The sequence below is a fragment of the Geosporobacter subterraneus DSM 17957 genome (assembly GCF_900142145.1).
Taxonomy (GTDB): domain Bacteria; phylum Bacillota; class Clostridia; order Peptostreptococcales; family Thermotaleaceae; genus Geosporobacter; species Geosporobacter subterraneus.
Genome location: NZ_FQZV01000015.1, coordinates 44,280 through 70,222 on the forward strand (window position 1 = coordinate 44,280; position 25,943 = coordinate 70,222).

Genomic DNA, 25,943 nt, shown 5'->3' on the forward strand with positions numbered 1-25,943 from the left:
TTCAACTCCTATCTAAGTTCGAATACCTTGAGATGTTTAGCAATACGCCCATAGCTGCCATGAAAATTGCAAGGGAATTTCCACCCCAACTGATAAAAGGTAAAGGTATCCCCGTAACTGGCATAGAAGATGTAGCAACAGCAATATTAATAATCACTTGTACACCCACCATTGCTGTAATGCCGGTTGCCAACAGACAGCCGAATAAATCAGGTGCATTGATGGCAATTCGAACGCCTCGCCAAATTAAAAGCAAATATAAAATAATAACTGTTAAACAGCCTACAAATCCCAGTTCTTCGCCAATGATGGCAAATATAAAATCATTTTGAGGTTCGGGTATATACAAATATTTTTGAACGCTTTTTCCTAGTCCTACACCAAAGACCCCCCCAGATCCAAGAGCTAATAAGGACTGAATTACTTGATAACCGCTGCCTCTAGGATCGGCAAAAGGGTCTAAGAAGCCTGTAATTCTTCTCATTCGGTAAGGTTCTAACAGGATCATGACCACTAATAAGCCGGCGCCGACTACTCCCATACCGGCAATATGTCCCCAGCGCATTCCTGCTACGAACATCATAGCTACAATAATAAAAGTTATGGTCATAGCCGTACTAAGATTCGGCTGCAATATAATTAAGCCAAAATAAATACCTATAATCAGTAAATTTGGCACTACTCCCCTTGTAAAACTTTTAATTTTTTCCGGACTCCTTGAAAGTCGAGAGGCTACGAAAAAAATGCCGAATATTTTAGCCAACTCTCCCGGCATAATAGTAAAACCGCCTATGCCCAGCCACCTTCTCGCTCCGTTAAACTCAATCCCTAAAGGTGTTAATACTAATACCAGAAGTACTAAACTGATAATATACCCATATGGAGCCATTTTCTTATACTTCCAATAGTCAAAATTCATGGCTGCAATCATACCCAGCAATCCCAAACTAGCCCACATGATCTCCCGCTTCAAGAAATGATAACCATCGTTCATTTTGAAGTATGCATAGGCATAACTTGAACTAAAAACCATGATAATTCCTATGGCTACAAGTATTAATACCGTCAACATAAGTGTGAAATCACTGGATTTTTTTTTGGTCATTCAATAGACCTCCTTAATTTTTCGATGCATTCTTTGAAGTGATTTCCTCTATGTTCATAGCTCTGATACATATCCCAGCTGGCACAAGCAGGAGATAATAGAATGGTGTCTCCTGCTTGTGCTACTTTATAGGCTGTTACAACCGCATCCTCCATATCCTTTACAATCTGGCAATGATCAAAGCCCATCTGCAGTGCTGTCTCTTTAATCTTATTTGCGGTTTCTCCGATTAATACCATATACTTCACTTTTCCCTGGAAAGCCTCTATGAATGTTTCAAAACTGTTGCCTTTATCCATTCCGCCAGCTATAAGTATAATCGGTTCTTTTACTGCTTCAACTGCTTTAATAGATGCATCAGGATTTGTTCCTTTTGAATCATTAATAAAACGAATACCTGATATTTCGTCAACAAATTCAATGCGATGCTCCACGCCCATGAAGGTATTAAGAGTCTTTGCTATAACCTTGCCGTCTATCCCTGCCCAGTAGGCAATAGCTGTAGCTGCCAAGGCATTTTCAAGGTTATGGGCACCGGGGATTTTTAACTCCTCAACGTGACAAATTTCTTCTTTTACGCCATTCTTGCGAACCACAATCTTTCCTTCCTCTACAAAGGCACCTTCCTCCAAAACCTCTTTTCTACTGAAGAAAATAACCTGAGACTTGGCTCTTACCTTAAGTTTACAGGTTTCCTCATCATCCCTGTTCAATACAAGAATATCATTAGCTGTTTGATTTATAAAAATATTTGCTTTAGCATCAATATAGTTTTTCATGGTTTTATGTCTATTTAAATGATCTGGTGTAATATTTAATATAGCAGCTATGTATGGCTTAAATTCAATGATGCTCTCTAACTGAAAGCTGCTAACCTCTGTAACCATTACAGCATCGCTGCTGGCCTCTAAACTTTTAGACACCGCTGCAACCCCTATATTTCCAACCACATAAGTTTCTTTTTTTGCATTTTGAAATATCTCTCCAGTTAATGCTGTAGTAGTGGTTTTTCCATTTGTTCCGGTAATAGCAACAAAATCTGCAGCACATAGCTGATAGGCCAGCTCTAGTTCTCCGATAACAGGAACTTCCTGTCCTCTAGCCTCGGTTAAAAAAGGTAGATCTGTTGGTACCCCTGGACTCAATACAATAAAATCATATTGGCTGACTTTTTCGGGGTGACTTCCAAGAATCATGTGTATCTGATCTGTTTGGATTTGTTCAAGTACTTCTTTTAATGCATCCTCTTGTTTTATATCATTAATTGTTATTTCAGCACCTAGACTTAATAATGTATTAACTGTTGGAATTCCTGATGTGGCCAAACCTACGACTAACACCTTTCTGCCTTTTATCTCCAAATTCTGACACCTGCTTTCATGAGAATATTTATTTTCTATTGGCTCAAACCGAATAATCCTACAATGCATAACAGCAGTGTAACGCTCCAAAATACCGCAACAACCTTTGTTTCCTTCCATCCTTTCAATTCATAATGATGGTGTAAGGGGCTCATACGGAAAACTCTTTTCCCCGTTAATTTAAAGGAGATTACCTGAATAATCACCGATAGGGCCTCAGCAAAGTATATCCCTCCAACAATTGGAATAAGCAAAGTAAGGTTCATCAGAATAGCAATCGCCGCCACTGCTCCCCCAAGTGCCATAGACCCCGTATCTCCCATAAACACTTTAGCCGGATGGGCATTGAATCTCAAAAATCCCAGACAAGCTCCTGTTAAGGCTCCACAGAAAACTGCAATACTTGAAAAACCCCAATTCATCGCTACGAGACTAAAAAAAGAGGATACAATCAGCGTGACCCCTGCAGCTAAACCGTCTAAACCATCGGTTAAATTGACACTGTTGGCTGTTGCTACTACTACAAAAGCTATATAGGGTACATAGAAGTATCCCAAATCCCAGTACTGATTCATGAAAGGGATTAAAATTTTCGTGCCGGTCACAGATATAGTAGATTGATATACTGCAATAATTACAGCCACTATAATTTGACCCAAAAGCTTTTGATAAGCTTTTAAACCCAAATTTCTTTTCAATACTACTTTTATAAAATCATCGATAAAGCCAATTAATCCAAAAGAAATGGTAGCAAAAAGTACAACAAATAAGTCCTTATTGATACGACCGGAAGTAATAGCAGTAATCAAAATTGCTGTGATCATAATCAATCCGCCCATCGTAGGGGTTCCGGATTTGGTCATATGTGATTTTGGGCCCTCATCCCGGATACTTTGTCCTACCTTGAGTCTTTGCAGTATTGGAATAACGATTGGTCCTAGGATTAATGTAATAAAAAAGGAGATCACAATCGTAACAATTAATTGTCTATATTGTATCATTCAATTAACTCCTCTCTTGTATGCCTGCTACAATTTCTTCCATTTTCATGCTTCGAGACCCCTTAACCAAAATCATATCATCTGCTTTAATGGTTTTTTTCAGATATGCAGTTGCTTCCTGATTATTGGTGCATACAATAATTTTTTCTCTGTCAAACCCATGATCTATAGCGCCCTCGACCATATGAACCGATGATGATCCTACTACAACCAAAAGATCAACAGATTTCTTGGCAATTTCACAACCAACCGTATAATGTCCCATTTTTGTATATTGACCCATTTCCAGCATGTCTCCCAATACTGCTATTTTCCTTTTTGCATCAGCTTTGCTCAGAACGGAAATAGCAGCTTTCATAGAATCTGGACTGGCATTGTATACATCGTTTATGATTTTTATATTATCGTGTATGCTTATGATATGTAGACGCATAGCACTACCCTGATACGCTTCAATTCCCTTTTGAATCATTGCGCTTTCCATATTTAAGCAACGTCCTACTGCAATGGCAGAAAGGGCATTGTATATATTATGGGTCCCTGGTACTTGCAGCCGAAAGTTAACCGGCTGACCCTCAAACAATACATCAAAAGTACTGCCGGCTTCCCCTAAATCCTTTATATTATCTGCCTTTAAATCACATAGGCTATGAATGCCCACAAAAAGATTCTGAAATCCCAATACTTGATCCTTTAAGCCATTTAAATAAGGATCATCTCCATTTACAATCAATACATCTTCCCGCTCTAAATAATTGGCGATCTCCATTTTTGCCTTGAATATATTTTCTTGGGAGCCCAGATGTTCTATATGGGATAAACCGATATTGGTAATAACAGATATGTTCGGCCTTACGATTTCTGCCAAAGTATCAATTTCTCCCAATGCACTCATCCCCATCTCAAAAATTGCTGCCTCATGTTCTTTCTGAAGCTGAAATACAGATAGGGGAAGTCCTATATGATTGTTAAAGTTTCCTTCACTTTTCATTACTTTATATTTTTGTTTTAAAACAGAATAAATCAAGTCTTTCGTTGTAGTTTTTCCAGTACTGCCGGTAACACCCACTATGGGAATATTGAACTTGCGGATATGATACTTCGCCAAATCCTGCAATGCCTTTAGGGTATCCTTTACGCTAATAACACAGATTTTCTCATTCATATAAACATCTTTATCTAATATTCTATGGGTCAATATAATCTTAGCTCCTTGCTGAATCGCTTGAGGAATAAAATCATGACCGTCAAAGTTTAAGCCCACAAGCGGAACAAATAACTCTCCACCTTTTATTCTTCTTGAATCTGTTATGATCTGTTCCACCGATTCAATAATATTTTTAAAGAGATATTCTCCTTGGGTAGCTTCTAATATCTCATCAATTGTCAACTTCATCCTGTAAATCCTCCCGTATGAGCTCTTGGGCAATTTTTCGATCATCAAAATCAATTACTCGATTCCCGATAATCTGATAGGTTTCATGACCTTTGCCTGCAATAAGAATTACATCCTTAGGTCCGCTTTGTCGGATCGCTTCCCGAATACCTTCCTTTCTATCTACTATCATTTTATATTTGCATGATGTCCTTTTTATGCCTACTTCAGCATCTTTTATAATGTCTTCTGGTTTTTCTGTTCGTGGATTGTCACTAGTAATAATACAATAATCTGATAAACGTCCTGCAATCTCACCCATGATAGGACGTTTTGTCTTATCACGATCTCCGCCGCAACCAAATACAGTAATAATTCTACCCTTGGCAAATTCCCTTATAGTTTTAATTGCATTTTCAATCGAATCTGGAGTGTGACTGTAATCCACAATCACAGTAAGGTCTTTATCGTTAGGCACCAGTTCAAATCTTCCAGGTACTACACGGGTCTCCTCCAATCCCTTTTTAATTTCCAGATAACCATACCCTGTCACATAACCTACAGCAGCTGCTGCTAGTGCATTATATACAGAAAACATGCCAGGTGTACCGATATTGATAACTCCTGAAAATTTAGGTGTTACCAGTTGGAAACGGGTTCCTTTAGCGGTTATTTCAATATCTTTCCCATAGATTTCTGCTGGCCCTTTGATGCCATAAGTTATACATTTAGCATCTAATTTGCTCAACTGTCTTGAAAGCTCTAAACCGAATTCGTCGTCTACATTTATAATGTTTGCTTGGGTGGTTTTATAAAAAAGCTTTCGCTTTGCGTTTTTGTAATTCTCCATGGTTCCATGAAAATCCAGATGATCCTGGGTAATATTCGTAAATACCCCAATTCGATACTGAATGTCTTCTACTCTATGTAAGTCTAAGGAGTGAGAAGATACCTCCATAACGCAAGTATTTACTTCACGGTCTAACATTTCCTGAAAAAGCCGTTGTAATTCAAGGGATTCGGGGGTGGTATTATTCGCCTTATATTCTTGATCCAATATTTTATAGGATATGGTACCAATAAGCCCCGACTGTACGCCATTTACCTCTAAAATGTGCTTAATTAGGTGGGTCGTAGTTGTCTTTCCGTTCGTTCCTGTAACGCCAATGACATTCATATATTTTGAGGGATGTCCGTAAAAGTTAGCAGCTATTGCCGATAATGCCTTTCTGCTATCCTCTACTCTAATGAAGGTAATCCCCTCCTGATCTTTTACTTCCTTTTCAACCACAATAGCCTTAATACCCTTAGCAATCACATCTTCGATAAATAGATGGCCGTCTGTTTTTGAACCGGATATGCACACAAAAACAAATCCTTCGCCTGCCTGCCTAGAATCATAAGCAATTCCCTTTATTTCTAATTCCTGTCTCCCATCTATATGCAACACATGAACACCTTTTAGCAACTCTTTTAAATCCATGGAAACATCTCCTTATTATAAATTCTTACCTTTATTTAGTATAGACCTAGTTTAATGAATATAGACAAAACTCGTTAAAAGGCAACTCGAACAAAGTGGTCAAAGCTTTGCTTTGAGTTGCCTTCATGGTTGCAATTATTTACATTATAACATAAATTTTTTATTTTATGTCCAACCCCATCAATTATTCCACTATTATTTTTTGCTTGCTTTGTCATTATATTATGGATTTTCCTTCTTTAAATATAATATGATAATGGATTTTTCGGGCACCTTTGCCCCTGGCTTTGGAAATTGGTCTACGATAACCGTATCGGGATTATCCACCGTTGTAGGCTCAGTATCATATTGGAGACTATGGGTTGCCAAAGTTTTTGCTGCATTCGTCAGCGTCATATTTCTAACTTCTGGAACTGTAACCTCTGCTTTTGCAAATTGTTTTGCTTCTTTTTCATTGTATTGTGGTTCAATATCCATATAGCGCAGACTATCTTTTAAAATATCATGAACTGCCGGTGCTGCAGTTAAGCTTCCGAATCGTACTCCCTGAGGTTCGTCCACTACCACAAGTACAGCTAAACGGGGATCGTCAATAGGCGCCAGTGCAACAAAAGAAGAATACACCTTTCCGGAAGCATATCGTCCATTTTCAATTTTATCCGCTGTACCGGTTTTACCGCCTATACGGTATCCGGGAATATATGCACTTTTGCCGGACCCATCGGTTACAACAGACTCCATGATTAATCTCAGCTCCCTGGCAGTCTTCTCAGAAACTGCTTGTCGCACCATTTTCGGTTCATAACGGTGAATAACATTACCTGCATCATCGACCAACTCTTTTACAATTCTCGGTTTCATTAATTTCCCATCATTTCCGATAGCCGCTATGGAATTCACCAGTTGAAGCGGTGTAACGGAGATTCCGTGTCCGAAGGATATGGTAGCCAATTCTACCGGCCCAACCCGTTCCTTATTTTGAACAATGGAGTTACCTTCACCAGGCAAATCTACTCCTGTGATTTTTGTAAACCCAAAGGCTTCGATATATTTGTAATACTTTTCAACCCCTAAGCGCTGACCGATCTCGATAAATACTGGATTGCAGGAGTTTTGAACCCCTACAGTAAAAGTTTGTGCCCCATGAGGGTTATAATATCTCCAGCACCGTATTTTCTGACCTGCAACCGTAGCATGCCCAGAGCAATAAAAAGGAGAATTCGGCTCCACTACGCCTTCTTCAAGCCCTGCTGCAGAAGTAATTAGCTTAAAGGTAGACCCAGGCTCATAGGTATCACTGATCATTGGATTACGCCACATTTCATTCCACAGTTTTTGCTTTTCCTTTGTATCTAGGCTTTCAAACTCCCTCTTTTTTTCCTCGCTTACAGGTACTCTTGGATTGTTCGGATCAAAATCCGGCTTTGTAGCCATGGCAAGAATATCACCTGTTTTAGGATCCATTACAATAGCAATTACTTTTTTCGCTTTCGTTTGTGCCAGCACATTGTCCAAAGCCTTTTCCGTAAAATGTTGAATGACTTCATCTATTGTTAAAACTACATTAAGTCCGTTTTCCGGCTCATAGTACTTTTCGACGCCATAAGGCAGCTGACGTCCTACTGCATCCGTGTTCTTAATCCATCTTCCAGGTAATCCACTGAGATATTTATCGTATTCCAGTTCTATGCCTACTAGTCCTCTATTGTCGTCGGTAGTATGCCCCAATATATGTGCTGCAAAGTTACCAAAAGGATAGTGTCTCCGGTTATCCTCTGCGATCCATACCCCTTCCATTTTTGCCTGGCGGATAGCATCTGCCTTCTCCTTGTTAATCCATTTCTCTATTTTAATTAAACCGACATTTCTTCTTGTCAGTTTTGCTTTGATATCATTTTCATCCTGCTCTAAAATTGCAGCTAGTTCTTTAGAAATCTCATCTACCTTGCCAGATCGTTCCACCTCTGCCGGTCTGGCCCAAACCGTACTGGTACTTGCGCTGATTGCTAACTTTTTCCCTTTACGGTCAAAAACAATACCTCGCTTTGCCGGAATTGGGATATCTCTTGTTTGCTGCATATGGGCCAGCTGTCGATATCTTTCCCCATCTACAATTTGTATCCAGCCGATTCTAAAAATTAGTCCAAATAAAATAAAGCTTACAGTAAATAATAAAAAAACTAACCTTTTTTTATTGGCAATACTGGGTGTTGACAACTTAATTGCCCCCTAACGAAACCATTCCTTTTATTAATCTAATAGTGCATACATTTTCACAAAAATACCCTTGAGTAAAAATAATAAATTGCCTTTTTCCGTTTTTGTAGTTTGGCCTGCAGGTTCTTTTAATGCCGTTATCGGTTGATCACCCATATCCAGGTAGACTGTCTGATCTTTTTGTGGATATTGCATCCCCAGCATTTCCTTTGCCTGACGCTCAATAATATCTGTCTTTTTTACACTTTCAAGTTCAATCTTGAGATTTTCAATTTGTGCACTTAGTTCTCTAGCCTCTTTATCAAGATAATAAATTCGGTATTTTGTCTCCGTCAACTGAACATACCCAAAAATCATTCCAATACAAAGTCCTACCAGTACTGCAATGCTTACAATAATTTGCAGCTTTTGAGAAGCCTTTACTTTGCTTTTTTTATTCATTTCGATGGTCTTTTTTTCTTTTTGAAGAAATTCCTTTGTCTGGACTTCCTCATATTGGAACTTACGCTGTGCTACTACCAAATTTATTCACCCCTTTTTGCTTTTAGAACTTTAAACCTTCTCGGCAACCCTCAGTTTTGCACTTCTCGAACGGGGATTGCATTCTACCTCATCGTCACTCGGTAATATGGGTTTTCGCGTTATAACCTTTAGTTGGGCCTTTCCACCACACATACACACAGGGTATTGAGGCGGACATTTACAGGCAGTACTCAAATCCTTAAAAATATTCTTGATGATTCGATCCTCCAGAGAATGAAAGGTGATCACACAGATTCTCCCGCCTTTATTTAAAGCTTTTGTGATGTCTCGAACAGTCTTCTCCAAAATCTCTAATTCTTGATTTACTTCGATTCTAATTGCTTGAAAAGTCCGTTTGGCGGGATGGGGTCCTTCTCTCCTAGCCGCCGCCGGAACGGCACTTTTTATGATTTCTACCAGTTCCCCTGTGGTTTTTATGGATTTCCTTTTTCTTGCTTCCACTATAAAATGGGCAATTCTTTTGGCCCATTTTTCCTCTCCATAATCCCGAATAATTCTGGTTAAGGACTCTTCATCATAATCATTTACTATATCTTCTCCAGTAAGGCTTTTATTGGGATTCATTCGCATATCCAGAGGTGCATCCTGCATATAGGAAAATCCTCTACTGGCTTCATCCAGTTGATGAGACGATACACCCAGATCCATCATCATTCCATCAATTTCGGAAATCTTCAAGTCTTCTAAAATATCTTCAATCTCAGAGAAATTATTATGTACAAATATCTTCGGTACAGTGTATGCAGACAATCTTTTTCTAGAAACAGCAAGAGCTGTAGGATCCTGGTCAATACCAATGAATAATCCATTTGGACCAAGCTTTTCACACACCTTAGAGGCATGTCCTGCTCCCCCTAAGGTACCATCCACATATATTCCTTCCGGCTTAATGTTTAAATGCTCTACAGTTTCTTTCAGTAATACTGTAACATGCTGAAAATCCAATCCTTTCACCTGCTTTCTTCTATCTTACCGCTAGTATCCGCATCTTGAAAAAGAAATATTATATGCCTAAATCTGCCATTTTTTCAGCAATGTCATCGTAACTTAGATCCGCTGCTTCATTATATCGATCCCATTCTTCCTTACTCCAAATCTCCACTCTAGTAGAAACACCGATGGTTATCACGTCTTTTTCCAGTTTTGCATGATCTCTTAAATTGTTTGGCAGCGTAACTCTGCCCTGTTTATCCAATTCACATTCAGCAGCCCCAGAAAAAAACAATCTAACAAATGCTCTAGCGTCTCTACTGGTTAATGGAAGCTGCTTCAATTTGTTTTCAAAGGTCTTCCACTCTTCTTGAGGATACACAAATAAACAGTTATCTAACCCCTTGGTTACAATAAACTTTTCGCCTAGTTCATCACGAAACCGAGAAGGAATGATAACTCGCCCTTTGTTATCGATAGCATGTAGATACTCACCAATAAACAAATTGCTCACCTCTTTAGGGAAAACCCACCACTTTTCACCACTTTCTACCACTTATTAGTTATTTCTATGGTTTCTTTAAAAATCCTTCTATTTTTTTCTTCTTTTTTAAATATTTTCGTAGGCTTATAGACCCATTTTCTATTGCTTAATTTCTCAAATCAAAAAGCTCTTAGAATCATCTTCTAAGAGCTTGGTTTTAGCCATTTTGAATATTATTATAAGATATATTATATGACAGACATCTGTCTGTAATAATCAATAATTAATTGATCCAAAGCAATGCTTACCTTGTAGATCTCATCATAATTTCCGCCTTTTTCCATTAAGTCATTTAAAACCTCTCTCATTTGTTCAATATCATATTTAAGCATAATACCACCTCTAATTATGTTCATTTTTGTTTACATATAGAAATAGTGGTAAAAAATGGTGTACTTACATAATATAATAAAAGTTGTCAAGTGTCAACATCATTATATGACAATTACATTGCAAGCCCATTACATTATTATAAATTTTCTTTTTATTCCCTCTTATTTCTATATAATTTACCAGAATAATTCGACATTTGTTTTTGTATCTGATTTACAGATTCGACATTTATATTTTCTGTATTTTACTCCTTTCCCGATAAATGATGAAAGATCCACCCAGAATAATCAGAATACTAATCACCTGTGCAGTCCTAAACGGTCCTACCATGAGACTATCGGTCCGCAAGCCTTCAATAAAAAATCTTCCTACAGAATATAAAACTCCGTAAAGGACGAGTAACTCTCCTTCAAACTTTTTCCTAGCATCATACCTTAGTAACAGAAATAAGACTGCAAAATTCCATATGGATTCATATAAAAAGGTAGGGTGCACTTTTATGCCATCCACCATAATTCCCCAGGGTAAATTAGTAGGTCTTCCAAAAGCCTCCTGATTTATATAATTTCCCCATCTTCCGATAGCCTGCCCTAAAATAATGCTGGGAGCACAAATATCTGCCAGTTTTCTAAAGGATAGTTTATGATACTTGCAAAAGAAATAGCCTGCAGTGATACCTGCAATCACTCCGCCATGAATCGCTAGGCCTCCCTCTCTGGTGTTGAGTATGCGCAGCAAGTCTCCACCATAATATTCCCAGTTAAAAATCACATAATACAATCTCGCGCCGATAATTGCCGCAGGAATAGCCACTAGCACCAAATCAAGAATTCTCTCCTCCGAAATATTCTCTTTTTTTGCCCTGCGCATTGCTACAAACGCCCCTAAAATCATACCTAATGATATAAGGATTCCATACCAACGTATAGATAAACCGAAAATTTCAAATGCAACTGGATTCACTGATATCACTCCTCACAAAATCAGTAGGTTGTCAGATCAACTGACAACCCATGTATTCATTATAATGAATTATCCCTCTACATACAATTTATTTTGAATGAATAACCGACAGAATACTTCTGGCTGGCTGAAAATGTTCTTTAAATCGGCGCTGTATATCTTCAAATGTAATACTTTTGATCGTGTCCATGTAGTCAAAAATATTAATATCTCTAAAATGATAGGCTACAAAGGTAGTGGCAATAAATTCTACAGAATTATAGGATCTTAAATGCTCTCCAATATATTTTCTCTTCATTCGCTCAAAATCCGTTTTATTCAATCCTTTTTCACCTAATGCCTCAATATGTTTCATCATTCTGTGATATACTTGATCGGGGTCCTTCGATTCGCCCCCAATCATCGAATGTCCATACCCTCTCTCACCGGTATACTCTCCTTCAAAGTTATCATTGATTAAGCCTTCCTCATATAATTCTTTGAAAAGTTCAGAGCTTCTCCCGAAAATCATCTCCAAAAGAATTTTCGTAATTAGTTCCTTTCTTAAAAGCTGTTCTCCCCCATATCCAATATCCGTATCCTTAAAGGCTACATTAAACAGCGGGATAGAAACTGAAAGCCTTTCTTCAATCCTATTTTGAACTATTGTGCCGGGTTCCTCGGGATAATACCTTACTATATCTGTCTGGCCCACTTCACTTTTCCATAGAATATTCTTCTCTATGGTGGTGAAAACTTTCTCCTCATCTAGATCTCCCACAACAAAAAGAATCATATTTTGTGGTGTATAGAAGGTATTATAACATTTATACAGGTCTTCCTTTGTAATCCGGTTGATACTCTCCACTGTCCCGGCAATGTCAATCTTTACAGGATGTTGATGGTATAATGCCTTCAGTGCGTTGAAAAACACCTTCCAGTTCGGATTATCTTCATACATTCGAATCTCTTGTTCAATAATCCCTTTTTCTTTTTTAACATTCTCTTCAGTAAAATGAGGTGACTGTACAAATCGAACAAGAAGTTCCAAATTTTCATAAAATCTGTCCGTAGAGGAGAATAGATAACAGGTGGATGTGAAATTTGTATACGCATTTACATTTGATCCCAAATGAGAGAACCGATCAAATATGCTGCCTTCTTCCTCTTCGAAAAGTTTGTGCTCAAGGAAGTGAGCAATGCCGTCAGGTACTTCAAAAACTTCACCATCAGACCCCACACGAAACTTGCTGTCAATGGATCCATACCTGGTGGCAAAAATAGCGTACTGTTTAGTATATCCCTCTTTTGGCATATAGTATATTTTAAAGCCATTGGACAATTCTCTTATTTTAATTTCTTCTTTTAAGAGTGTACTTTTCAAGTTTTTCGTTATCATTTTTCTGCAACCTCCTTCTTACCCTTAAGGAAGTAAATCGTATCTAATGAAATCTCCTGGGCAGCTTGAACAATCTCATCTTTTTTAACCTTTTCAATCTTTTTGATAATATCCTCTAAGCTGTCAAAGTTTTTGCTTAAGGTCTGCGTATAATAAAAATCAGCAAGCATACCAGGAGTATCTGTTAAGGAACGGATAGAAGTAATGATTCCTTTCTTTGCACTATCGATATCTTCCTCTGAAAAAAACCCCTTCTTCATTTCATAAATCTCTTTTTGGATTAAATCAACGGTCTTTTCATAATGTTCAAACTCAATTCCTGACCCGATCAGCATGAGGGACTTAAATTTCTCTATTCTTGAGAAAATATAATAACATAGACTCTCCTTTTCCCGGATATTTTTAAACAGCTTTGAATTTGGCCCGCCCCCCAATATATTGGAAAAGACCACCAAAGGCTCATACAATTCGCTTTCATAAGGTACATTGGTTCTGAAGCCCATATTAAGTTTCCCCTGATTAATCTCCATAGATTCTTCTATACGAAGAACCTTTGATGGCTTATGATGAACCTGTTCCCGTATTCCACTAACAAGATTCTGTCGTTTAAATTGAAATGTTTTTCTTACTTTTTCCTCGATATAGCCTTGTTCCATATCTCCAATAACAAAAATGTCTATAGGAGAGCTTTCTATAAGCTTTCCATAATGATGATACAACTGTTCTCCTGTTATCTTGGGCAAGTCCTCTTTTTTGCCATACTCATATAAAGCAAAATTCTCATTTTTACACATTTCTTCAATACAACGTTCATAGGCATATTTAATCTTATCATTAATACGCCCTTCAATCTTTTCTGTCAGGTTTTCCTTTTCCTGTTTTAGATAGCTACTGGAAAACTGATCATCCTCCAAATATGGATCACTGATTAGCTGGTCCAACATATTTAAACCCTTGGAAAATATGTTTTTATCATCTAGATAGGCTTCATTAGCAACCTGCAGTCTGAATTGTAAGATATTCCTCTCCCCTTTTTTTGCTACGTCACTTCCTAAAGAAGCTCCATATAGATTTTCCAGTTCCATAGAAATATTTTGTGCAGTAGGATACTGACGTGTACCTCTTGGCAGCAACATAGATAAAAGCGCATTATGCGTTACCTCTTCCCGGAGTAAAGGCCTTTGAAAATAAACACTGACTAGGTTTGTCTTAAACTTATCGGTTTTGATACAGTGAAGCCTAACTTCTTCATTTATCACTATTGGCTGATATCGTTCCAACAACAAGATCCCTCCTCGATATATTCTATCTATCCTTCAAAACATCAGTAGTGAATATTTGCACATTCCTCCTGGATTCTTCCGAGATTTATTCCTCTACATTAAGCAATCTTACCCTGTTTTCTATTTCTTCAATCAGTTGATCAGAAGCACCCCATCCCTGTATATATTGTATATCAAATTCCACTTCATCTTTTAGTCTTTTGATGATTTTCTCTGTATGGGCAATATTTCGCACATCATCCACTACGTCATTGACTGTAATGATGCATATCTCTCTTACCCCGTATTGCTGAAGCTCTTCTATTGAGTTTTTTATACTTGAAGCAGGCAGATAGGCCGCGGCAAGCTTTATCTTTCTGTCTTCATACCCAACTCGAACCAGCTGCCTTTTCAGGTTTTCCAAAAACAACATCTCCTGCTTTAAGCCTGCAGCACTCTTCTCTTCATTTCTTTTCTCCACTTTTGTACTGCTCATCAATATAATACCCATATTAGCATTCTCATATCCTTCAGCATGCGCATCCACTTGGAGGACAATTCCCCGTGTTAGTTTTTCACTATTCCAAAGGGGCTGAGCAAATTTGATATGGCTATTAGTCACTTTCAGGCTATATTGATTCAAGTCATGAATCAAATTTAAATATGCTGAGGATTCTGACAGTACAACAGGTACAATGATTATTTTTTCATAGGATCTGCCTGCAAATTTATTTTCGAGAACTCTTTTATAACTTGTATCTCCATCCAAATAAGATAGATATACATCATAATTTACATCCAACAACTTCCCTAATTTATCATAAATTTCCCTGGATTTATCGGTATATCTGCTGATGCCTACCTGTTCGTAGGCTCTTTTATACTGATACAGCATAGCGATGCTGTACAACCTATTGAATAAACGCCTGTCCTTCTCCATTTTCTCTAATAGTGCTGCTGCATCATAACGTTCTTCTTCTCCCCTTAGGATTAGAAGTACCGCTGTTTGGTTTTCACCCTTAAAATCTTGCGGATAGGGCTTTGATATACTCCTAGACTCCATAGATATTGTTATCCAACCTGCAATAAAGAAGCCAAACAGCAGACTGCTGACCATGAGGCTTAGATACTTTAGGTTCCATCTCTTATAATTCATACCTATGTAGCTGCAAAAGAGACCGATAAAGAACATGGATAATCTTTCCACAGTTCCATTATATATAATAACACATAGTCCAGAAAAACCACAGATAAATGAAATCAATAATAGTTGTATATCTACCAGATTCATCATAGAATTCACCCCCTAATTCATTTTATTGAGGGAGCCTTCTATATATGTAAAAGGATTATTGAAGAACGAAAAAAGAAAGATGGGATTTTTAATAATCCCATCTGCACTTATCGTATCAAGGTCATCCTTCTCATTAAATCAGTTACTTCATTATTTACACGGGTAACAGCTTCCCCTTTTTCCAGCCTTGATGCTAACGCCTGAATCTCTCTTGTAGTTCTTTGATCCTGTGTAAAGAAAATTTGATCTACTTCCGGGTCAACAGTACGCACTCTTGCTTCAATGCGCTCCTGCAGGTTTTGGTTTTGTTGTTGATTTCCATTGGGTATAACACCAATTAGTGCTGCATTGGCACTGATCACTACATGTGCTTTTTCGATGCCTTCCAATACTGCCAGTTCATCAGCCAGTCGATGGGCCCGGCCATTTAAGTCATTAACATTTATGTTGCCTTCAAATGTACCGTCGTCGCTATTGTACGGGATTGTAGGGTTTGCCATATCCTGTTGTCTGGATTGTGCATTTGGGTTGATAGTTATACCCCTGTTTTGTGTATCGCCCTGATTACCTTGCTGGTTGGGATTGGGCCTTCTAACAGACTGACAACCACTGATCAATAGTATGACGATCATAAAGATGAAAATCTTATAAATAGTTTTTTTCAAACATAACACCTCCTGTAACTATTTTTTCACTAAGTCTTCATCTTTATTTCAACTTTTAAAAAAATTTCTAGAAAATTAATCAACACATTTTTATAAATACGCAAGATGCTTTTACCCATAAAGTTTATTGAATAATTTAACCGCTTTTTCAAAGGATAATTCTAGTAGATATTAGCGAATTGATTGAACATTCCTCATAGATCAGTTATAATTTAATTTGTGTTTAGCAATGTACAAAAGTCTGAAAGGAAGAATTTTATATGAAGTTAGGTATTGTAGGTTTGCCCAATGTAGGTAAGAGTACGCTTTTTAATGCCATCACAAAGGCTGGTGCAGAATCAGCAAATTATCCCTTTTGCACCATTGAACCCAATGTAGGCGTTGTCTCTGTTCCCGATCATCGTTTAGATGTGCTGCATCAAATGTATAATTCCGAGAAAAAGGTACCGGCTGTTATTGAGTTTTATGATATCGCTGGTTTAGTTCGCGGTGCAAGCCAAGGAGAAGGCTTGGGCAATAAGTTTTTATCCCACATCCGTGAAGTAGCCGCCATCGTTCACGTAGTTCGCTGTTTTGAAGATGATAACATTGTTCATGTAGAAGGAAGTGTAGGACCCCTTAGAGATATCGAAACCATCAATCTTGAACTGATATTCTCAGATTTAGAAATGATTGAAAGACGTTTGCTCAAGACTCAAAAACTCGCTAAGTCTGATAAATCCTATCAGGCAGAGATGGATCTTCTCCAAAGAGTAAAAGATACCTTGGAAAGTGGTAAATCCGTAAGAAGCTTAGATTTAACCAGCGAAGAGAAGGACATCGTAAGAGATTTTAATCTCCTTTCCTATAAGCCTATTATTTACGTAGCCAATGTTTCAGAGGAAGATCTGTTAGAAAATGGCGCCAGCAACAGTATGGTACAACAGGTACGGGATCATGCGAAAACTGAAAATGCAGAGGTTGTAGTAATCTGTGCAAAAATCGAATCTGAAATTGCAGAATTAGACGAAGAAGAAAAAGTTGAATTCCTAAAAGATTTAGGTCTGGAAGAGTCAGGACTGGATCTTCTGGTAAAAGCAGGATATAGACTGCTGAATCTGATGAGCTTTTTAACAGCGGGCCCTAAGGAAGTCCGTGCCTGGACCATTCGAATTGGCACGAAGGCACCTCAGGCTGCAGGAAAGATCCACTCAGATATCGAGAGAGGCTTTATCCGGGCAGAAACTATTTCCTTTGACGAACTAGTAGCAGCAGGCAGTATTGCAGCAGCCAAGGAAAAAGGGTTAGTGCGTCTTGAGGGAAAGGAATATATCGTACAGGATGGCGATGTGATATTATTTAGATTTAATGTGTAATCGAAAAGCAATGATTATTGGAATAATCATTGCTTTTTGCATGCTTGAGGCTTTATAAAAAGGCTGTTTTTCATAAAGCTATTTTAATAACCAGTGCCTTATCATCTCGTAGTTTTATGCTTAAGAAAAAAGTACTTATAACAAAATCTCTAAAAACTAGTCTAATACTCTCATGATCGATTGCATCAGCGAACCCAAAGATTTTTCTAAAGGACTAAAAACAGCTGTTGCAGTGCAGCTGATAGTCCCATTGAAAGACATAGCATAGAACCCTTATGGGAAAATGAACCAAAGGCACCTCAATCCATCTTATAAACCCCTTCTTTTTCTCTGTAATCAGCTTTGTATTTGCAAAATCCATTTCAAAAAAACGGTCTCTCTTCGTGAGGATCATTTTGTTTGTTTCCTCAATATACTTGGTCTCGTACCCCAAAATGCGTAATAGGCGGCCTGTCTTTCCCGGGTCTACAATTCTTCCTTTTGTTCTCTTGTTTTTTTTATCCTTATCCGGTGGATTTTCTTCAGCAGGCGTTTCCTCCGTTGTCTCTTCCTTAGAAATATACTCCACCTTACCTCCGATTCGGCCATCGGTAGAGATCTCTACTCCCCACTTCTTTGATAGGGCATTCAGGTTATCAATGATCAGCTTCCCTTCTTTTTCATCTGCTGCCCTAGGTTGTCCGTTCATAATTGAAATCGGCACAATCCAACTGCTGATCATTCCATTTTTATCAATTTCAATATTGAAAATCATAGATCGGTTGCTAAGCTGTCCCTTGGAATTGAAAACAAAATTTCCCAAACTGTAGAGTATTGGCTTGTTCTTATAAAATTCGATTCCTTGCAGTACATGGGGATGATGGCCCATCACAACATCTGCTCCGCTATCTATCATCACTCTTCCAATTCTCTCCTGGTACTCCTGGGGTATTTGTTCTAGCTCCTTTCCCCAATGTACGGAAACAATCAAAAAGTCTACGTTTTTTTTCGCTTCAACGATCGTATCCTTGATCTGGTCAATATAATGGTCATAAGCACTGACAATACCCGGTCGTTTCGATGTAGCATACCAACTCATGTCATAGATAACTCTAGAAAAGGCTAAAAAACCTATTTTTTGTCCATGAATCTCCCAAACAGCCGGCTCTAGTGCCTTCTGAATATTTCTGCCACCGCCAGCGTACTTAATTTTTCTTTTTTCCAGATTTTCTAAGGTTTCAATAAATCCCTCTTGTCCAAAATCCAGAACATGGTTATTGGCGATAGAGACCCCGCTCACGCCTGCCTTAACCAATCCATCCAGAGTTTCCGGCTTCGATTGAAAGGTGTAGGTTTTATCAGGACTTGCACTACCCTTTAAGCCCACCGAGGTTTCCAAATTTATAAGCACTAGATCACTTTTATCAAAATATGGCTTTACTCCTGTCCAAGGATAGTCAACTCCCATTTTTTCAATTTGCTTTCCAATGCTTCGGTCGAGCATTACATCTCCCGCTAACGAGATAACTACTGATTCCTTCTTCTCATTATAAGCATGGACACCAGCATTGAAGTTGGTCAGCCCTAACACTATCATTAAGAATATTACTATTTTTTTCATAAAAATCATCAAACCCTCATCATTTGTCTATTATTTTTCCAATGTTTGATTATTTTAAAAAAAGAATGGTACAATGACCATTCTTAATAGTTTGAGCTTCCGCTTTCAATGCCCTTGGCAATGGCAACAGAGGCACTAGTTCCTAACCGAGTTGCACCCGCCTCAATCATTTTTAAAGCAGTATTCACGTTTCTTATACCGCCTGAAGCTTTTACTTCCAAAGCATCTCCCACTACCTGCTTCATGAGCTTAACATCCTCTACTGTAGCACCTCCTGTGGAAAATCCGGTAGAAGTTTTTACAAAGTGAGCTCCGGCTGCTTTTGCCAATTCACAGGCTTTTATTTTCTCATCCTCGGTTAATAAACAGGTTTCGATGATTACCTTTAAAATATTGTGGGGTTTTAGTACCGCAACAACCCTTGCTATATCCTCGCGAACGAAATCATAATCCTGATCCTTCAGTGCACCAATATTGATCACCATATCAATCTCATCTGCCCCATTTTCTATGGCAGTTTTCGCCTCTGATGCCTTACCGCTAGACTCCATAGCGCCTAATGGAAAACCTACCACAGAAGTAACTTTTACATTACTTCCCTTTAACTGCTCTTTTACAAAAGGTACATACCATGAATTCACACACACAGAATAAAAGCCATTTTCAATTGCTTCTTGACAAACCTTTACAATATCTTGCTTCTGCGCATCAGGTTTTAGAATTGTATGATCAATATATTTAGCAATATTCATCGATAAGCCTCCAAACTATTTAATTAATTCCACCAAATCTCCGTTTTTTAGACCTGCAGCGTTGCCTTCATCAATATCTAAATGCATCTCTAATGCATAAGTCGGGTGAACCCGTACCAGCACGTTGTTAAATACCAGCCCTCGTTTGCCATCCACTTTTACACTTACAATATCCTTATCAACAACGTTAAACTTTTCCGCATCAGAAGTATGCATATGGATGTGTCTGGAAGCTGCTATGATGCCACTCTCTATTGTAACCTCGCCCTTTGGCCCAAGGATTTTGGCACCCGGACTGCCGGCTAAATCTCCTGAATCTTTTATCGGTGGTGTTACACCTAAAACAAATCCATCTGTTAAAGAAATTTCAACTTGTGTATTTCCTCTTGCTGGGCCTAAAACTCTTACACCTTTTAAAGTGCCCTTAGGTCCTACAATATCAACCTTCTCATTCGCCGCATATTGCCCGGGCTGTGACAAATCCTTCATAATGGTTAATTCATAGCCCTCTCCAAATAAAATGTCAATATGCTCTTTGCTTAGGTGTAAATGTCTATTGGATAGACCCACCGGTATCATATTGTTTGACATAAATAACCCCCCTGATTTCATTAGATATAGTAATGTTTTATCGTTATGTATACACGATACGCATATATTATATCTCTATGGTTTTAAAAAATCAAACCTATTCCTCAATTTAATACAATATTTACGAATAGCCGCCATGATCCTTACAACTTCTCTAAAACCGCTTGTGTCTTTCCATCTATGCTGGCTGCCCTATCTCTTCGGTCATCAATTTTTATCATTGTTGAAACCCTTAGCGCTCCTGCTTCAAAGGGCACCTCATGCATCCTTCTGATTACTTCCAAAATAACGTCCAGATCCCCTTCAATAATCGTACCCATTGCAGTCAATTGAAATTTGACCCGAGTCTCTTCCTGCAAGATACGATGACATGCTGCCACGTAGGCACTCAGGCTGGTATCCCCCGTACCTAATGGAACAATTGATGTTTCTACAATTGCCATTCTATATTCCCCCTAAAATTGAGTAAGATTCCGTCCCAAAGCAAAAGCTTCTTCTAGTAACTGTTTTCGATTACCTACGAATTCGTCATCGGTGTGATCTACTAGTAGATTATATTTATAATTGGTATTTATTGCCCTAAAAAATAAATCCATTACTACTGTAGCTCCAAGAAATCCTTTTTCATCCATCTGAGAGCCGGCGGTACAAATAAACAAGCCATTGCGTTTCTTATTTCTATCAATTGAGGACTGCTGCAGTATATATTTGCTGGACCAAAAAGCTTGGCATCGGTCGACCATGATTTTTGTAATACTAGAAACGGAGTTAAAGTAAAGAGGAGATCCGATTACTACTATATCTGCCTGATCAAATTTATGATAAAGTTCTGCCATATCATCTTTCATCACACATAGACCTGCTTTTGCACAGTAATCACAGGCTATACAGAACCTCATAGATAGTTTACGAAGCTCAATTTTCTCCACCTCAACCCCTTTAGTATGTAATCCCTCGATAACAGTATCCAAAAGCAAATCCGTATTCATTTTACTTCTGGGACTACCCATTATTGCTAAAGCTTTCAACAGGTCGCCTCCTCATCTGAATAAAATTATCCTTCAATAAACTGTTCAAGATTGAACTCTTTCTCTGAATCCACTTTCCCTTTAATATTACAATAAAATGTAAGAATTGCCAATGAAAATAGCAACATTGCCATAAAATTATAATAACCTGAATAAGGAGTAAACTGAGCCCAAAACAACAAAAACAGCCCTAAAATTGCATATCTCCTCGTCTTGGATTTTGAAAGCAGTGTCTCCCTATATACGGCTATTTTTCGTTCCCTTTTTTCAATACGATCTACTACATATTCGTCCATTTCCTTGTCTGTTGGAAAAAGTCCCGCCTTATCTATCATTTTTAACAGTTTTTCCTTTTCTACCAAAATAAGCTTGGGATGATTATTTCTCTCGGCAAAATCATAACACTCTTTTGTAAAATCCGTGGTTGCAATGATCATTCCTTTTATAAAGTCCATCTTCTTCAGTTTTTCACTATAGTTTTCTATTTCTTTCAGCTGGGTATTTTCATCATAGGGATTCATTTTAAAAAATACCGGCAGATGAATGTCCCCGTACTGATACAAAAAATAAATCTCCTTGTCATCAATACAGCCCTTTTCCGTTTTTCGAAATCCTATGTCCTCGAATACCTGTTCTAAGTAGGTATAGATTTCTTCCATAGATTTCCCCATAATCTCCCGGTATACTCTTTGACTAGCTAAATACTTACGCTTTTGGTTGATGATTTTTTCAGTTTTTTTGTTTCTCACTTGAATATCAATGGTATGAAACAGGCTGGTCAGCAGAATAGAAAGGAGTGATGCTGTCAATAGGTGTTTAATAATAATTAACAGCAGCAATAAGCTGGCAAAAAAAACGATTATACGGCTTCCAATGTAATCAAGAACCTTTCCAAAGCTGCTTCTCCCATCGGTTTTTCTTTCAACATAATATTTTTTCAGTCTTTTGCTGGTTTTCTTTTGATGAATATGAGTCTTTAGTTGTTTCATAAAATATTTGGTAACTTCATTATACTTATTCACCTGAATACCTCCATCCCTAGGATATTACTATTTTTTCCCACCTGCATAAAATATATTCGAGGGTTTATTCATAACTCTGTAAGAATGTGGCAATAATATTGAAAATAAAAGATATAGGAGGCTTTCTACGTGAAAATAGCTGACTTACCTGATAATATTCGATTGGAACTCCATAATCATATGAAACGTATTATTCGTAAATATTATAAGGGTTTGAAAAACGGCTCCCTCAAATATGAGTCTTTTATAGATAAAATGTTTTCAATGAAAGCTAAACCCCAATGGCTCAAGGATTATCCCGAGCTCGAAAAAGATAAGGATTTTAGGGATTCACTTATTCAATATATTAAAAGCATAACCAACGCATATATCCAAATGGAAAATCAAAACAAGCTGAATCATAACCATAAACATAGGGTATTGTCCAGTAGGCCAAATACAAAGGCAGATCAAAAAGAAGCCTTGAGTATACAAGACAGACAGGAACTTAAAAAAATTCTTCATGACAACGGATACACCTTGTCTATTCCTTCTAAATTTTTAACGTCTGCTGAAGCCTCTTATTTAAAGGAATATATTCAACAAGGCACTTCTGTCCCTCTAGGATGGGAGAAAATACTAAACTATATAAAAAAGAGCACTTAATGTGCTCTTTGACTATTCTACTCCCCACTTACCTTTTTTCATATGAATTTCCAACTCTGCTGCGATCATTTTTCTTAAGAAAACTGCCTGCTCCTTAGCTTTATTGAATATAGCCACACATCCTGGATCAAGATCATCCTCAATTCCAGCTTCTGCTATGTCCTCAACTTCCTGTAGAACATTGTATAACTCCATATGTAATCCATTTGAGAATTCTGAACGAACAACCTTTGTAGTTGCCTCTTCATTTAGCACAGCAAATTTTTCCTTAGGTGCACCGCATTTTGGACATTTATCCGGTGCATCATCTCCAGTATGTATATAGTTACAGACCTCACATTTAAATAATTTCATTTCCCATCATCCTCTCTACAAAATTTACATAGTTACGTATTATATATATCCCTCGGTATGCTTCTTTAAACATATTTCATCGTATAGCATCTATCCTATTTACAATTTCGTCCTCTCCTAATTCATCTGCATTAAGCATTACTACATACTGATTGTTTAATAAAATTCTAGAACTGGTTACTTGAGGCGGCATTTGATATCCCACCTGTTCTGAATATACCATCGCATCGATGGGCTCCTTAGTCCCGTTAAAATCAGTAACATAGTACCCTTTATTTCTTAATTTATCTGCTATGCTGTCCAAACCCGTTTGTACTGCTACAACCTTACCCAGCATACTACATACCTCCCCAAAATATCTTTTCTTATTATTTTTCTCTATTTCTGTTCAGATATACCGGGAAACGAGAAATAAAAAAAAGAACCCCATAGAAACCTATAGGCTCCAGAGAGGTTCTGTTGCATTCATATAATATCTTACGAATCTAGTTATATGCCTATCCCATGGCTCTTTCCAGCTTATCCAGATGCTGCAGCGGAAACATTCTAAGCAATTCTTTAAACTGATCGACGGTTAGTCCTTGAGTAGTAGTATATATTTCTATCTTTTCATTCACATCTGCATTTCTAAAGCGTTCTTTGATTGCTTCAAAATTTCCATTTTGATTCATAAACTCACTCCTATTACCATTCGTTGTAAACTACAGTATTAGTATAGGAAGCGCAATAAAAATTTATTCTATAATATCTTGGTTTATATCAATTTAAACTTTTTGTTTAAATCTATTGAAGTTACTGTTTTTCATAAACTTCTTTTTTTAGGATTGCTATATACGGCAAATTTCTATATTGTTCCGCGTAGTCAATGCCGTAACCAACGATAAATTCATCAGGGATATCAAAGCCTTTATAATCCACTTTAATATCCGCTTTTCTTCTCTCCGGCTTATCTAATAGAGTACAAATCTTAAAACTTCCGGGCTTTCTGGAAAGTAGATTGTGATACAAATAATCTAAAGTCAAACCTGTGTCAATAATGTCCTCCACAATCAGAACATCTTTTCCTTCAATGCTATGATCCAAATCCTTAATAATTTTAACCACACCGGAGCTCTCAGTGGATAACCCATAGCTTGAAACTGCTATAAAATCTATGGATAATGGAATTTGAATTTTTCGCATTAAATCGCTCATAAATACGTTAGCACCTTTTAACACTCCGATTAAGAGTAAGTTCTTTCCCTGATAGTCGGCAGTAATTTTGGCACCTAACTCCTCTAGCTTTTTTTCAATTTGTTCCTCTGTAAATAAAATTTCTCGAATGTTTTTCTCCAAATCCTTCACCTCTTACTTTTTCTTAGATTAATTATAGCATAGTTCATGAATTTTTGTACATTTATCATGTTTTAATATATTTTGTTCGTGTATTTTCCTCTGAAAAAACATCTTCGATGCTTTCGCTAGGAAACCCCTAGGTTTCCTTCGACGGCTGCGCGGCAGCCTGAGCACCTTCCTGAATGCGGGCAGGGGATTTCATCCCCTACAACCCCTCTTTTTATATAATAGGAAAGCAGAACTTTCCTATTATATAAAAAAACCATCCTAAACAGATGGTTTTTCAAATTCTACATATTTTAGATCCGTTTCTGAGTATCTGGCCAAGGCATAAATCACATCAGAAAGCCGGTTCACATATTTAATTAAAAAGGGACTAACTTGCTCTTCCCGGCTGAGGCTAAGGATTCGTCTTTCCGCTCTCCTACATACGGTTCTGGCCACATGCAAGGATGCGCTTGCCTTGTTGCTGCCCGGTATGATAAATTTATCCATTTTGTCAATTTTCTCAATGTAGGTATCAATATACTTTTCTAACACTTCAATATGATTTTCTTGAACCTTCTCCGGAAATTTTTCCCGGTCTTTGGTTGCCAACTCACCTGCTACATCGAAAAGCTCTCGTTGAATTCGATATAATATCTCAACGATCTCCTGATCCTCCACAAAATTGCGTGCTAACCCTAAAGAGGAGTTTAGTTCATCAATCGTACCATAACTCTCTACCCGGAGACTATCCTTATCAACCCTTGTATTGTCATACAGGCTGGTTTGACCCTTGTCTCCGGTTTTCGTATAAATTTTCAT

The 25,943-nt window shown here is 37.7% G+C and carries 28 protein-coding genes; 2 read left to right on the forward strand and 26 right to left on the reverse strand.

What is annotated here, in order from left to right; translation table 11 throughout:
* Position 1 precedes the first annotated feature (1 nt).
* The 15 genes from spoVE to BUB56_RS06785 all read right to left on the reverse strand — a co-directional run bounded on the left by spoVE (position 2) and on the right by BUB56_RS06785 (position 16,454).
* Positions 2-1,105 (reverse strand): stage V sporulation protein E, encoded by a 1,104-nt coding sequence (gene spoVE, locus BUB56_RS06715; protein WP_110940606.1) that lies wholly within the window; start codon positions 1,103-1,105, stop codon positions 2-4.
* Positions 1,102-2,466, reverse strand: coding sequence for a UDP-N-acetylmuramoyl-L-alanine--D-glutamate ligase (murD, locus tag BUB56_RS06720; RefSeq protein ID WP_110940607.1), 1,365 nt, complete (start codon positions 2,464-2,466; stop codon positions 1,102-1,104). The genes spoVE and murD overlap by 4 nt, the downstream gene beginning before the upstream one ends.
* A 35-nt stretch (positions 2,467-2,501) precedes the next feature.
* On the reverse strand, positions 2,502-3,467 hold the full coding sequence (mraY, locus tag BUB56_RS06725) for a phospho-N-acetylmuramoyl-pentapeptide-transferase (RefSeq protein WP_110940608.1): 966 nt from the start codon (positions 3,465-3,467) through the stop codon (positions 2,502-2,504).
* A gap of 4 nt (positions 3,468-3,471) precedes the next feature.
* Positions 3,472-4,863, reverse strand: coding sequence for a UDP-N-acetylmuramoyl-tripeptide--D-alanyl-D-alanine ligase (locus BUB56_RS06730; RefSeq protein WP_190014265.1), 1,392 nt, complete (start codon positions 4,861-4,863; stop codon positions 3,472-3,474).
* Positions 4,847-6,325 carry a UDP-N-acetylmuramoyl-L-alanyl-D-glutamate--2,6-diaminopimelate ligase gene (locus tag BUB56_RS06735; RefSeq protein WP_110940610.1) on the reverse strand — a complete coding sequence of 493 codons (1,479 nt, stop codon included), beginning with the start codon at positions 6,323-6,325 and terminating at the stop codon, positions 4,847-4,849. Before BUB56_RS06735 ends, BUB56_RS06730 begins: the two co-directional genes overlap by 17 nt.
* A 222-nt stretch (positions 6,326-6,547) precedes the next feature.
* Complete coding sequence (locus BUB56_RS06740) at positions 6,548-8,542, reverse strand: stage V sporulation protein D (protein ID WP_110940611.1); 1,995 nt, start codon at positions 8,540-8,542, stop codon at positions 6,548-6,550.
* A gap of 33 nt (positions 8,543-8,575) precedes the next feature.
* On the reverse strand, positions 8,576-9,064 hold the full coding sequence (locus BUB56_RS06745; protein WP_110940612.1) for a cell division protein FtsL: 489 nt from the start codon (positions 9,062-9,064) through the stop codon (positions 8,576-8,578).
* Between the two features lie 30 nt (positions 9,065-9,094).
* Positions 9,095-10,030, reverse strand: a complete 936-nt coding sequence (gene rsmH, locus BUB56_RS06750) for a 16S rRNA (cytosine(1402)-N(4))-methyltransferase RsmH (protein ID WP_110940613.1) — start codon at positions 10,028-10,030, stop codon at positions 9,095-9,097.
* A gap of 58 nt (positions 10,031-10,088) precedes the next feature.
* Positions 10,089-10,520 carry a division/cell wall cluster transcriptional repressor MraZ gene (gene mraZ, locus BUB56_RS06755; protein ID WP_110940614.1) on the reverse strand — a complete coding sequence of 144 codons (432 nt, stop codon included), beginning with the start codon at positions 10,518-10,520 and terminating at the stop codon, positions 10,089-10,091.
* A gap of 227 nt (positions 10,521-10,747) precedes the next feature.
* A complete protein-coding gene (locus BUB56_RS06760) occupies positions 10,748-10,891 on the reverse strand; it encodes an aspartyl-phosphate phosphatase Spo0E family protein (protein WP_110940615.1) in 144 nt (47 codons plus the stop codon).
* A 229-nt stretch (positions 10,892-11,120) separates the two neighbouring features.
* Positions 11,121-11,855 (reverse strand): prolipoprotein diacylglyceryl transferase, encoded by a 735-nt coding sequence (gene lgt, locus BUB56_RS06765; RefSeq protein WP_110940616.1) that lies wholly within the window; start codon positions 11,853-11,855, stop codon positions 11,121-11,123.
* A gap of 88 nt (positions 11,856-11,943) precedes the next feature.
* Positions 11,944-13,233, reverse strand: a complete 1,290-nt coding sequence (yfmH, locus tag BUB56_RS06770; RefSeq protein WP_110940617.1) for an EF-P 5-aminopentanol modification-associated protein YfmH — start codon at positions 13,231-13,233, stop codon at positions 11,944-11,946.
* On the reverse strand, positions 13,230-14,516 hold the full coding sequence (yfmF, locus tag BUB56_RS06775) for an EF-P 5-aminopentanol modification-associated protein YfmF (protein WP_110940618.1): 1,287 nt from the start codon (positions 14,514-14,516) through the stop codon (positions 13,230-13,232). Before yfmF ends, yfmH begins: the two co-directional genes overlap by 4 nt.
* Positions 14,517-14,601: 85 nt before the next feature.
* Complete coding sequence (locus tag BUB56_RS06780) at positions 14,602-15,789, reverse strand: hypothetical protein (RefSeq protein WP_110940619.1); 1,188 nt, start codon at positions 15,787-15,789, stop codon at positions 14,602-14,604.
* A 107-nt stretch (positions 15,790-15,896) separates the two neighbouring features.
* The gene (locus tag BUB56_RS06785) at positions 15,897-16,454 is read right to left on the reverse strand and encodes a YhcN/YlaJ family sporulation lipoprotein (RefSeq protein ID WP_110940620.1); all 558 of its coding nucleotides are present in this window, start codon (positions 16,452-16,454) and stop codon (positions 15,897-15,899) included.
* Between the two features lie 260 nt (positions 16,455-16,714).
* Here BUB56_RS06785 and ychF point away from each other — a divergent pair, with 260 nt between their 5' ends.
* On the forward strand, positions 16,715-17,809 hold the full coding sequence (gene ychF / locus BUB56_RS06790) for a redox-regulated ATPase YchF (RefSeq protein ID WP_110940621.1): 1,095 nt from the start codon (positions 16,715-16,717) through the stop codon (positions 17,807-17,809).
* A 214-nt stretch (positions 17,810-18,023) separates the two neighbouring features.
* Here the strand turns inward: ychF and BUB56_RS06795 are convergent, their stop codons facing one another.
* The 6 genes from BUB56_RS06795 to BUB56_RS06820 form a co-directional block, all read right to left on the reverse strand.
* The gene (locus BUB56_RS06795; protein WP_190014267.1) at positions 18,024-19,409 is read right to left on the reverse strand and encodes a CapA family protein; all 1,386 of its coding nucleotides are present in this window, start codon (positions 19,407-19,409) and stop codon (positions 18,024-18,026) included.
* Positions 19,410-19,492: 83 nt separating this feature from the next.
* A complete protein-coding gene (gene deoC / locus BUB56_RS06800; protein WP_110940623.1) occupies positions 19,493-20,161 on the reverse strand; it encodes a deoxyribose-phosphate aldolase in 669 nt (222 codons plus the stop codon).
* A 15-nt stretch (positions 20,162-20,176) separates the two neighbouring features.
* Complete coding sequence (gene pduL / locus BUB56_RS06805; protein WP_110940624.1) at positions 20,177-20,752, reverse strand: phosphate propanoyltransferase; 576 nt, start codon at positions 20,750-20,752, stop codon at positions 20,177-20,179.
* Between the two features lie 143 nt (positions 20,753-20,895).
* Entirely contained in the window at positions 20,896-21,195 is a 300-nt protein-coding gene (locus tag BUB56_RS06810; protein WP_110940625.1) for an MTH1187 family thiamine-binding protein, read from the reverse strand.
* A gap of 12 nt (positions 21,196-21,207) precedes the next feature.
* Complete coding sequence (locus BUB56_RS06815) at positions 21,208-21,780, reverse strand: flavodoxin family protein (RefSeq protein WP_110940626.1); 573 nt, start codon at positions 21,778-21,780, stop codon at positions 21,208-21,210.
* 26 nt (positions 21,781-21,806) lie between these two features.
* A complete protein-coding gene (locus tag BUB56_RS06820) occupies positions 21,807-22,802 on the reverse strand; it encodes a restriction endonuclease (protein ID WP_110940627.1) in 996 nt (331 codons plus the stop codon).
* 129 nt (positions 22,803-22,931) lie between these two features.
* Here BUB56_RS06820 and BUB56_RS06825 point away from each other — a divergent pair, with 129 nt between their 5' ends.
* Positions 22,932-23,447, forward strand: a complete 516-nt coding sequence (locus BUB56_RS06825) for a hypothetical protein (protein ID WP_110940628.1) — start codon at positions 22,932-22,934, stop codon at positions 23,445-23,447.
* Positions 23,448-23,459: 12 nt separating this feature from the next.
* Here the strand turns inward: BUB56_RS06825 and BUB56_RS06830 are convergent, their stop codons facing one another.
* From BUB56_RS06830 to BUB56_RS06845, 5 genes are all read right to left on the reverse strand, one after another.
* Positions 23,460-23,801, reverse strand: a complete 342-nt coding sequence (locus BUB56_RS06830) for a rubredoxin-like domain-containing protein (protein WP_110940629.1) — start codon at positions 23,799-23,801, stop codon at positions 23,460-23,462.
* Between the two features lie 76 nt (positions 23,802-23,877).
* Positions 23,878-24,138 (reverse strand): YkuS family protein, encoded by a 261-nt coding sequence (locus BUB56_RS06835; protein WP_110940630.1) that lies wholly within the window; start codon positions 24,136-24,138, stop codon positions 23,878-23,880.
* 160 nt (positions 24,139-24,298) lie between these two features.
* A complete protein-coding gene (locus BUB56_RS19355; RefSeq protein WP_190014269.1) occupies positions 24,299-24,472 on the reverse strand; it encodes a hypothetical protein in 174 nt (57 codons plus the stop codon).
* Between the two features lie 121 nt (positions 24,473-24,593).
* Positions 24,594-25,136, reverse strand: coding sequence for a hypoxanthine phosphoribosyltransferase (gene hpt, locus BUB56_RS06840; RefSeq protein ID WP_110940631.1), 543 nt, complete (start codon positions 25,134-25,136; stop codon positions 24,594-24,596).
* Between the two features lie 267 nt (positions 25,137-25,403).
* Complete coding sequence (locus BUB56_RS06845) at positions 25,404-25,943, reverse strand: cob(I)yrinic acid a,c-diamide adenosyltransferase (protein ID WP_110940632.1); 540 nt, start codon at positions 25,941-25,943, stop codon at positions 25,404-25,406.

Coding starts and splice junctions, on each gene's coding strand:
- BUB56_RS06780 (WP_110940619.1), bottom strand. CDS start 15,789: ATGATGAATCTGGTAGATATACAACTATTATTGATTTCATTTATCTGT.
- BUB56_RS06730 (WP_190014265.1), bottom strand. CDS start 4,863: ATGAAGTTGACAATTGATGAGATATTAGAAGCTACCCAAGGAGAATAT.
- BUB56_RS06830 (WP_110940629.1), bottom strand. CDS start 23,801: ATGAAATTATTTAAATGTGAGGTCTGTAACTATATACATACTGGAGAT.
- BUB56_RS06795 (WP_190014267.1), bottom strand. CDS start 19,409: ATGAAAAAAATAGTAATATTCTTAATGATAGTGTTAGGGCTGACCAAC.
- pduL (WP_110940624.1), bottom strand. CDS start 20,752: ATGTCAAACAATATGATACCGGTGGGTCTATCCAATAGACATTTACAC.
- ychF (WP_110940621.1), top strand. CDS start 16,715: ATGAAGTTAGGTATTGTAGGTTTGCCCAATGTAGGTAAGAGTACGCTT.
- BUB56_RS06760 (WP_110940615.1), bottom strand. CDS start 10,891: ATGCTTAAATATGATATTGAACAAATGAGAGAGGTTTTAAATGACTTA.
- mraY (WP_110940608.1), bottom strand. CDS start 3,467: ATGATACAATATAGACAATTAATTGTTACGATTGTGATCTCCTTTTTT.
- yfmH (WP_110940617.1), bottom strand. CDS start 13,233: ATGATAACGAAAAACTTGAAAAGTACACTCTTAAAAGAAGAAATTAAA.
- BUB56_RS19355 (WP_190014269.1), bottom strand. CDS start 24,472: ATGAATCAAAATGGAAATTTTGAAGCAATCAAAGAACGCTTTAGAAAT.
- BUB56_RS06835 (WP_110940630.1), bottom strand. CDS start 24,138: ATGCTGGGTAAGGTTGTAGCAGTACAAACGGGTTTGGACAGCATAGCA.
- spoVE (WP_110940606.1), bottom strand. CDS start 1,105: ATGACCAAAAAAAAATCCAGTGATTTCACACTTATGTTGACGGTATTA.
- BUB56_RS06735 (WP_110940610.1), bottom strand. CDS start 6,325: ATGGATTTAAAAGAGTTGCTAAAAGGTGTTCATGTGTTGCATATAGAT.
- deoC (WP_110940623.1), bottom strand. CDS start 20,161: ATGAATATTGCTAAATATATTGATCATACAATTCTAAAACCTGATGCG.
- BUB56_RS06810 (WP_110940625.1), bottom strand. CDS start 21,195: ATGGCAATTGTAGAAACATCAATTGTTCCATTAGGTACGGGGGATACC.
- BUB56_RS06845 (WP_110940632.1), bottom strand. CDS start 25,943: ATGAAAATTTATACGAAAACCGGAGACAAGGGTCAAACCAGCCTGTAT.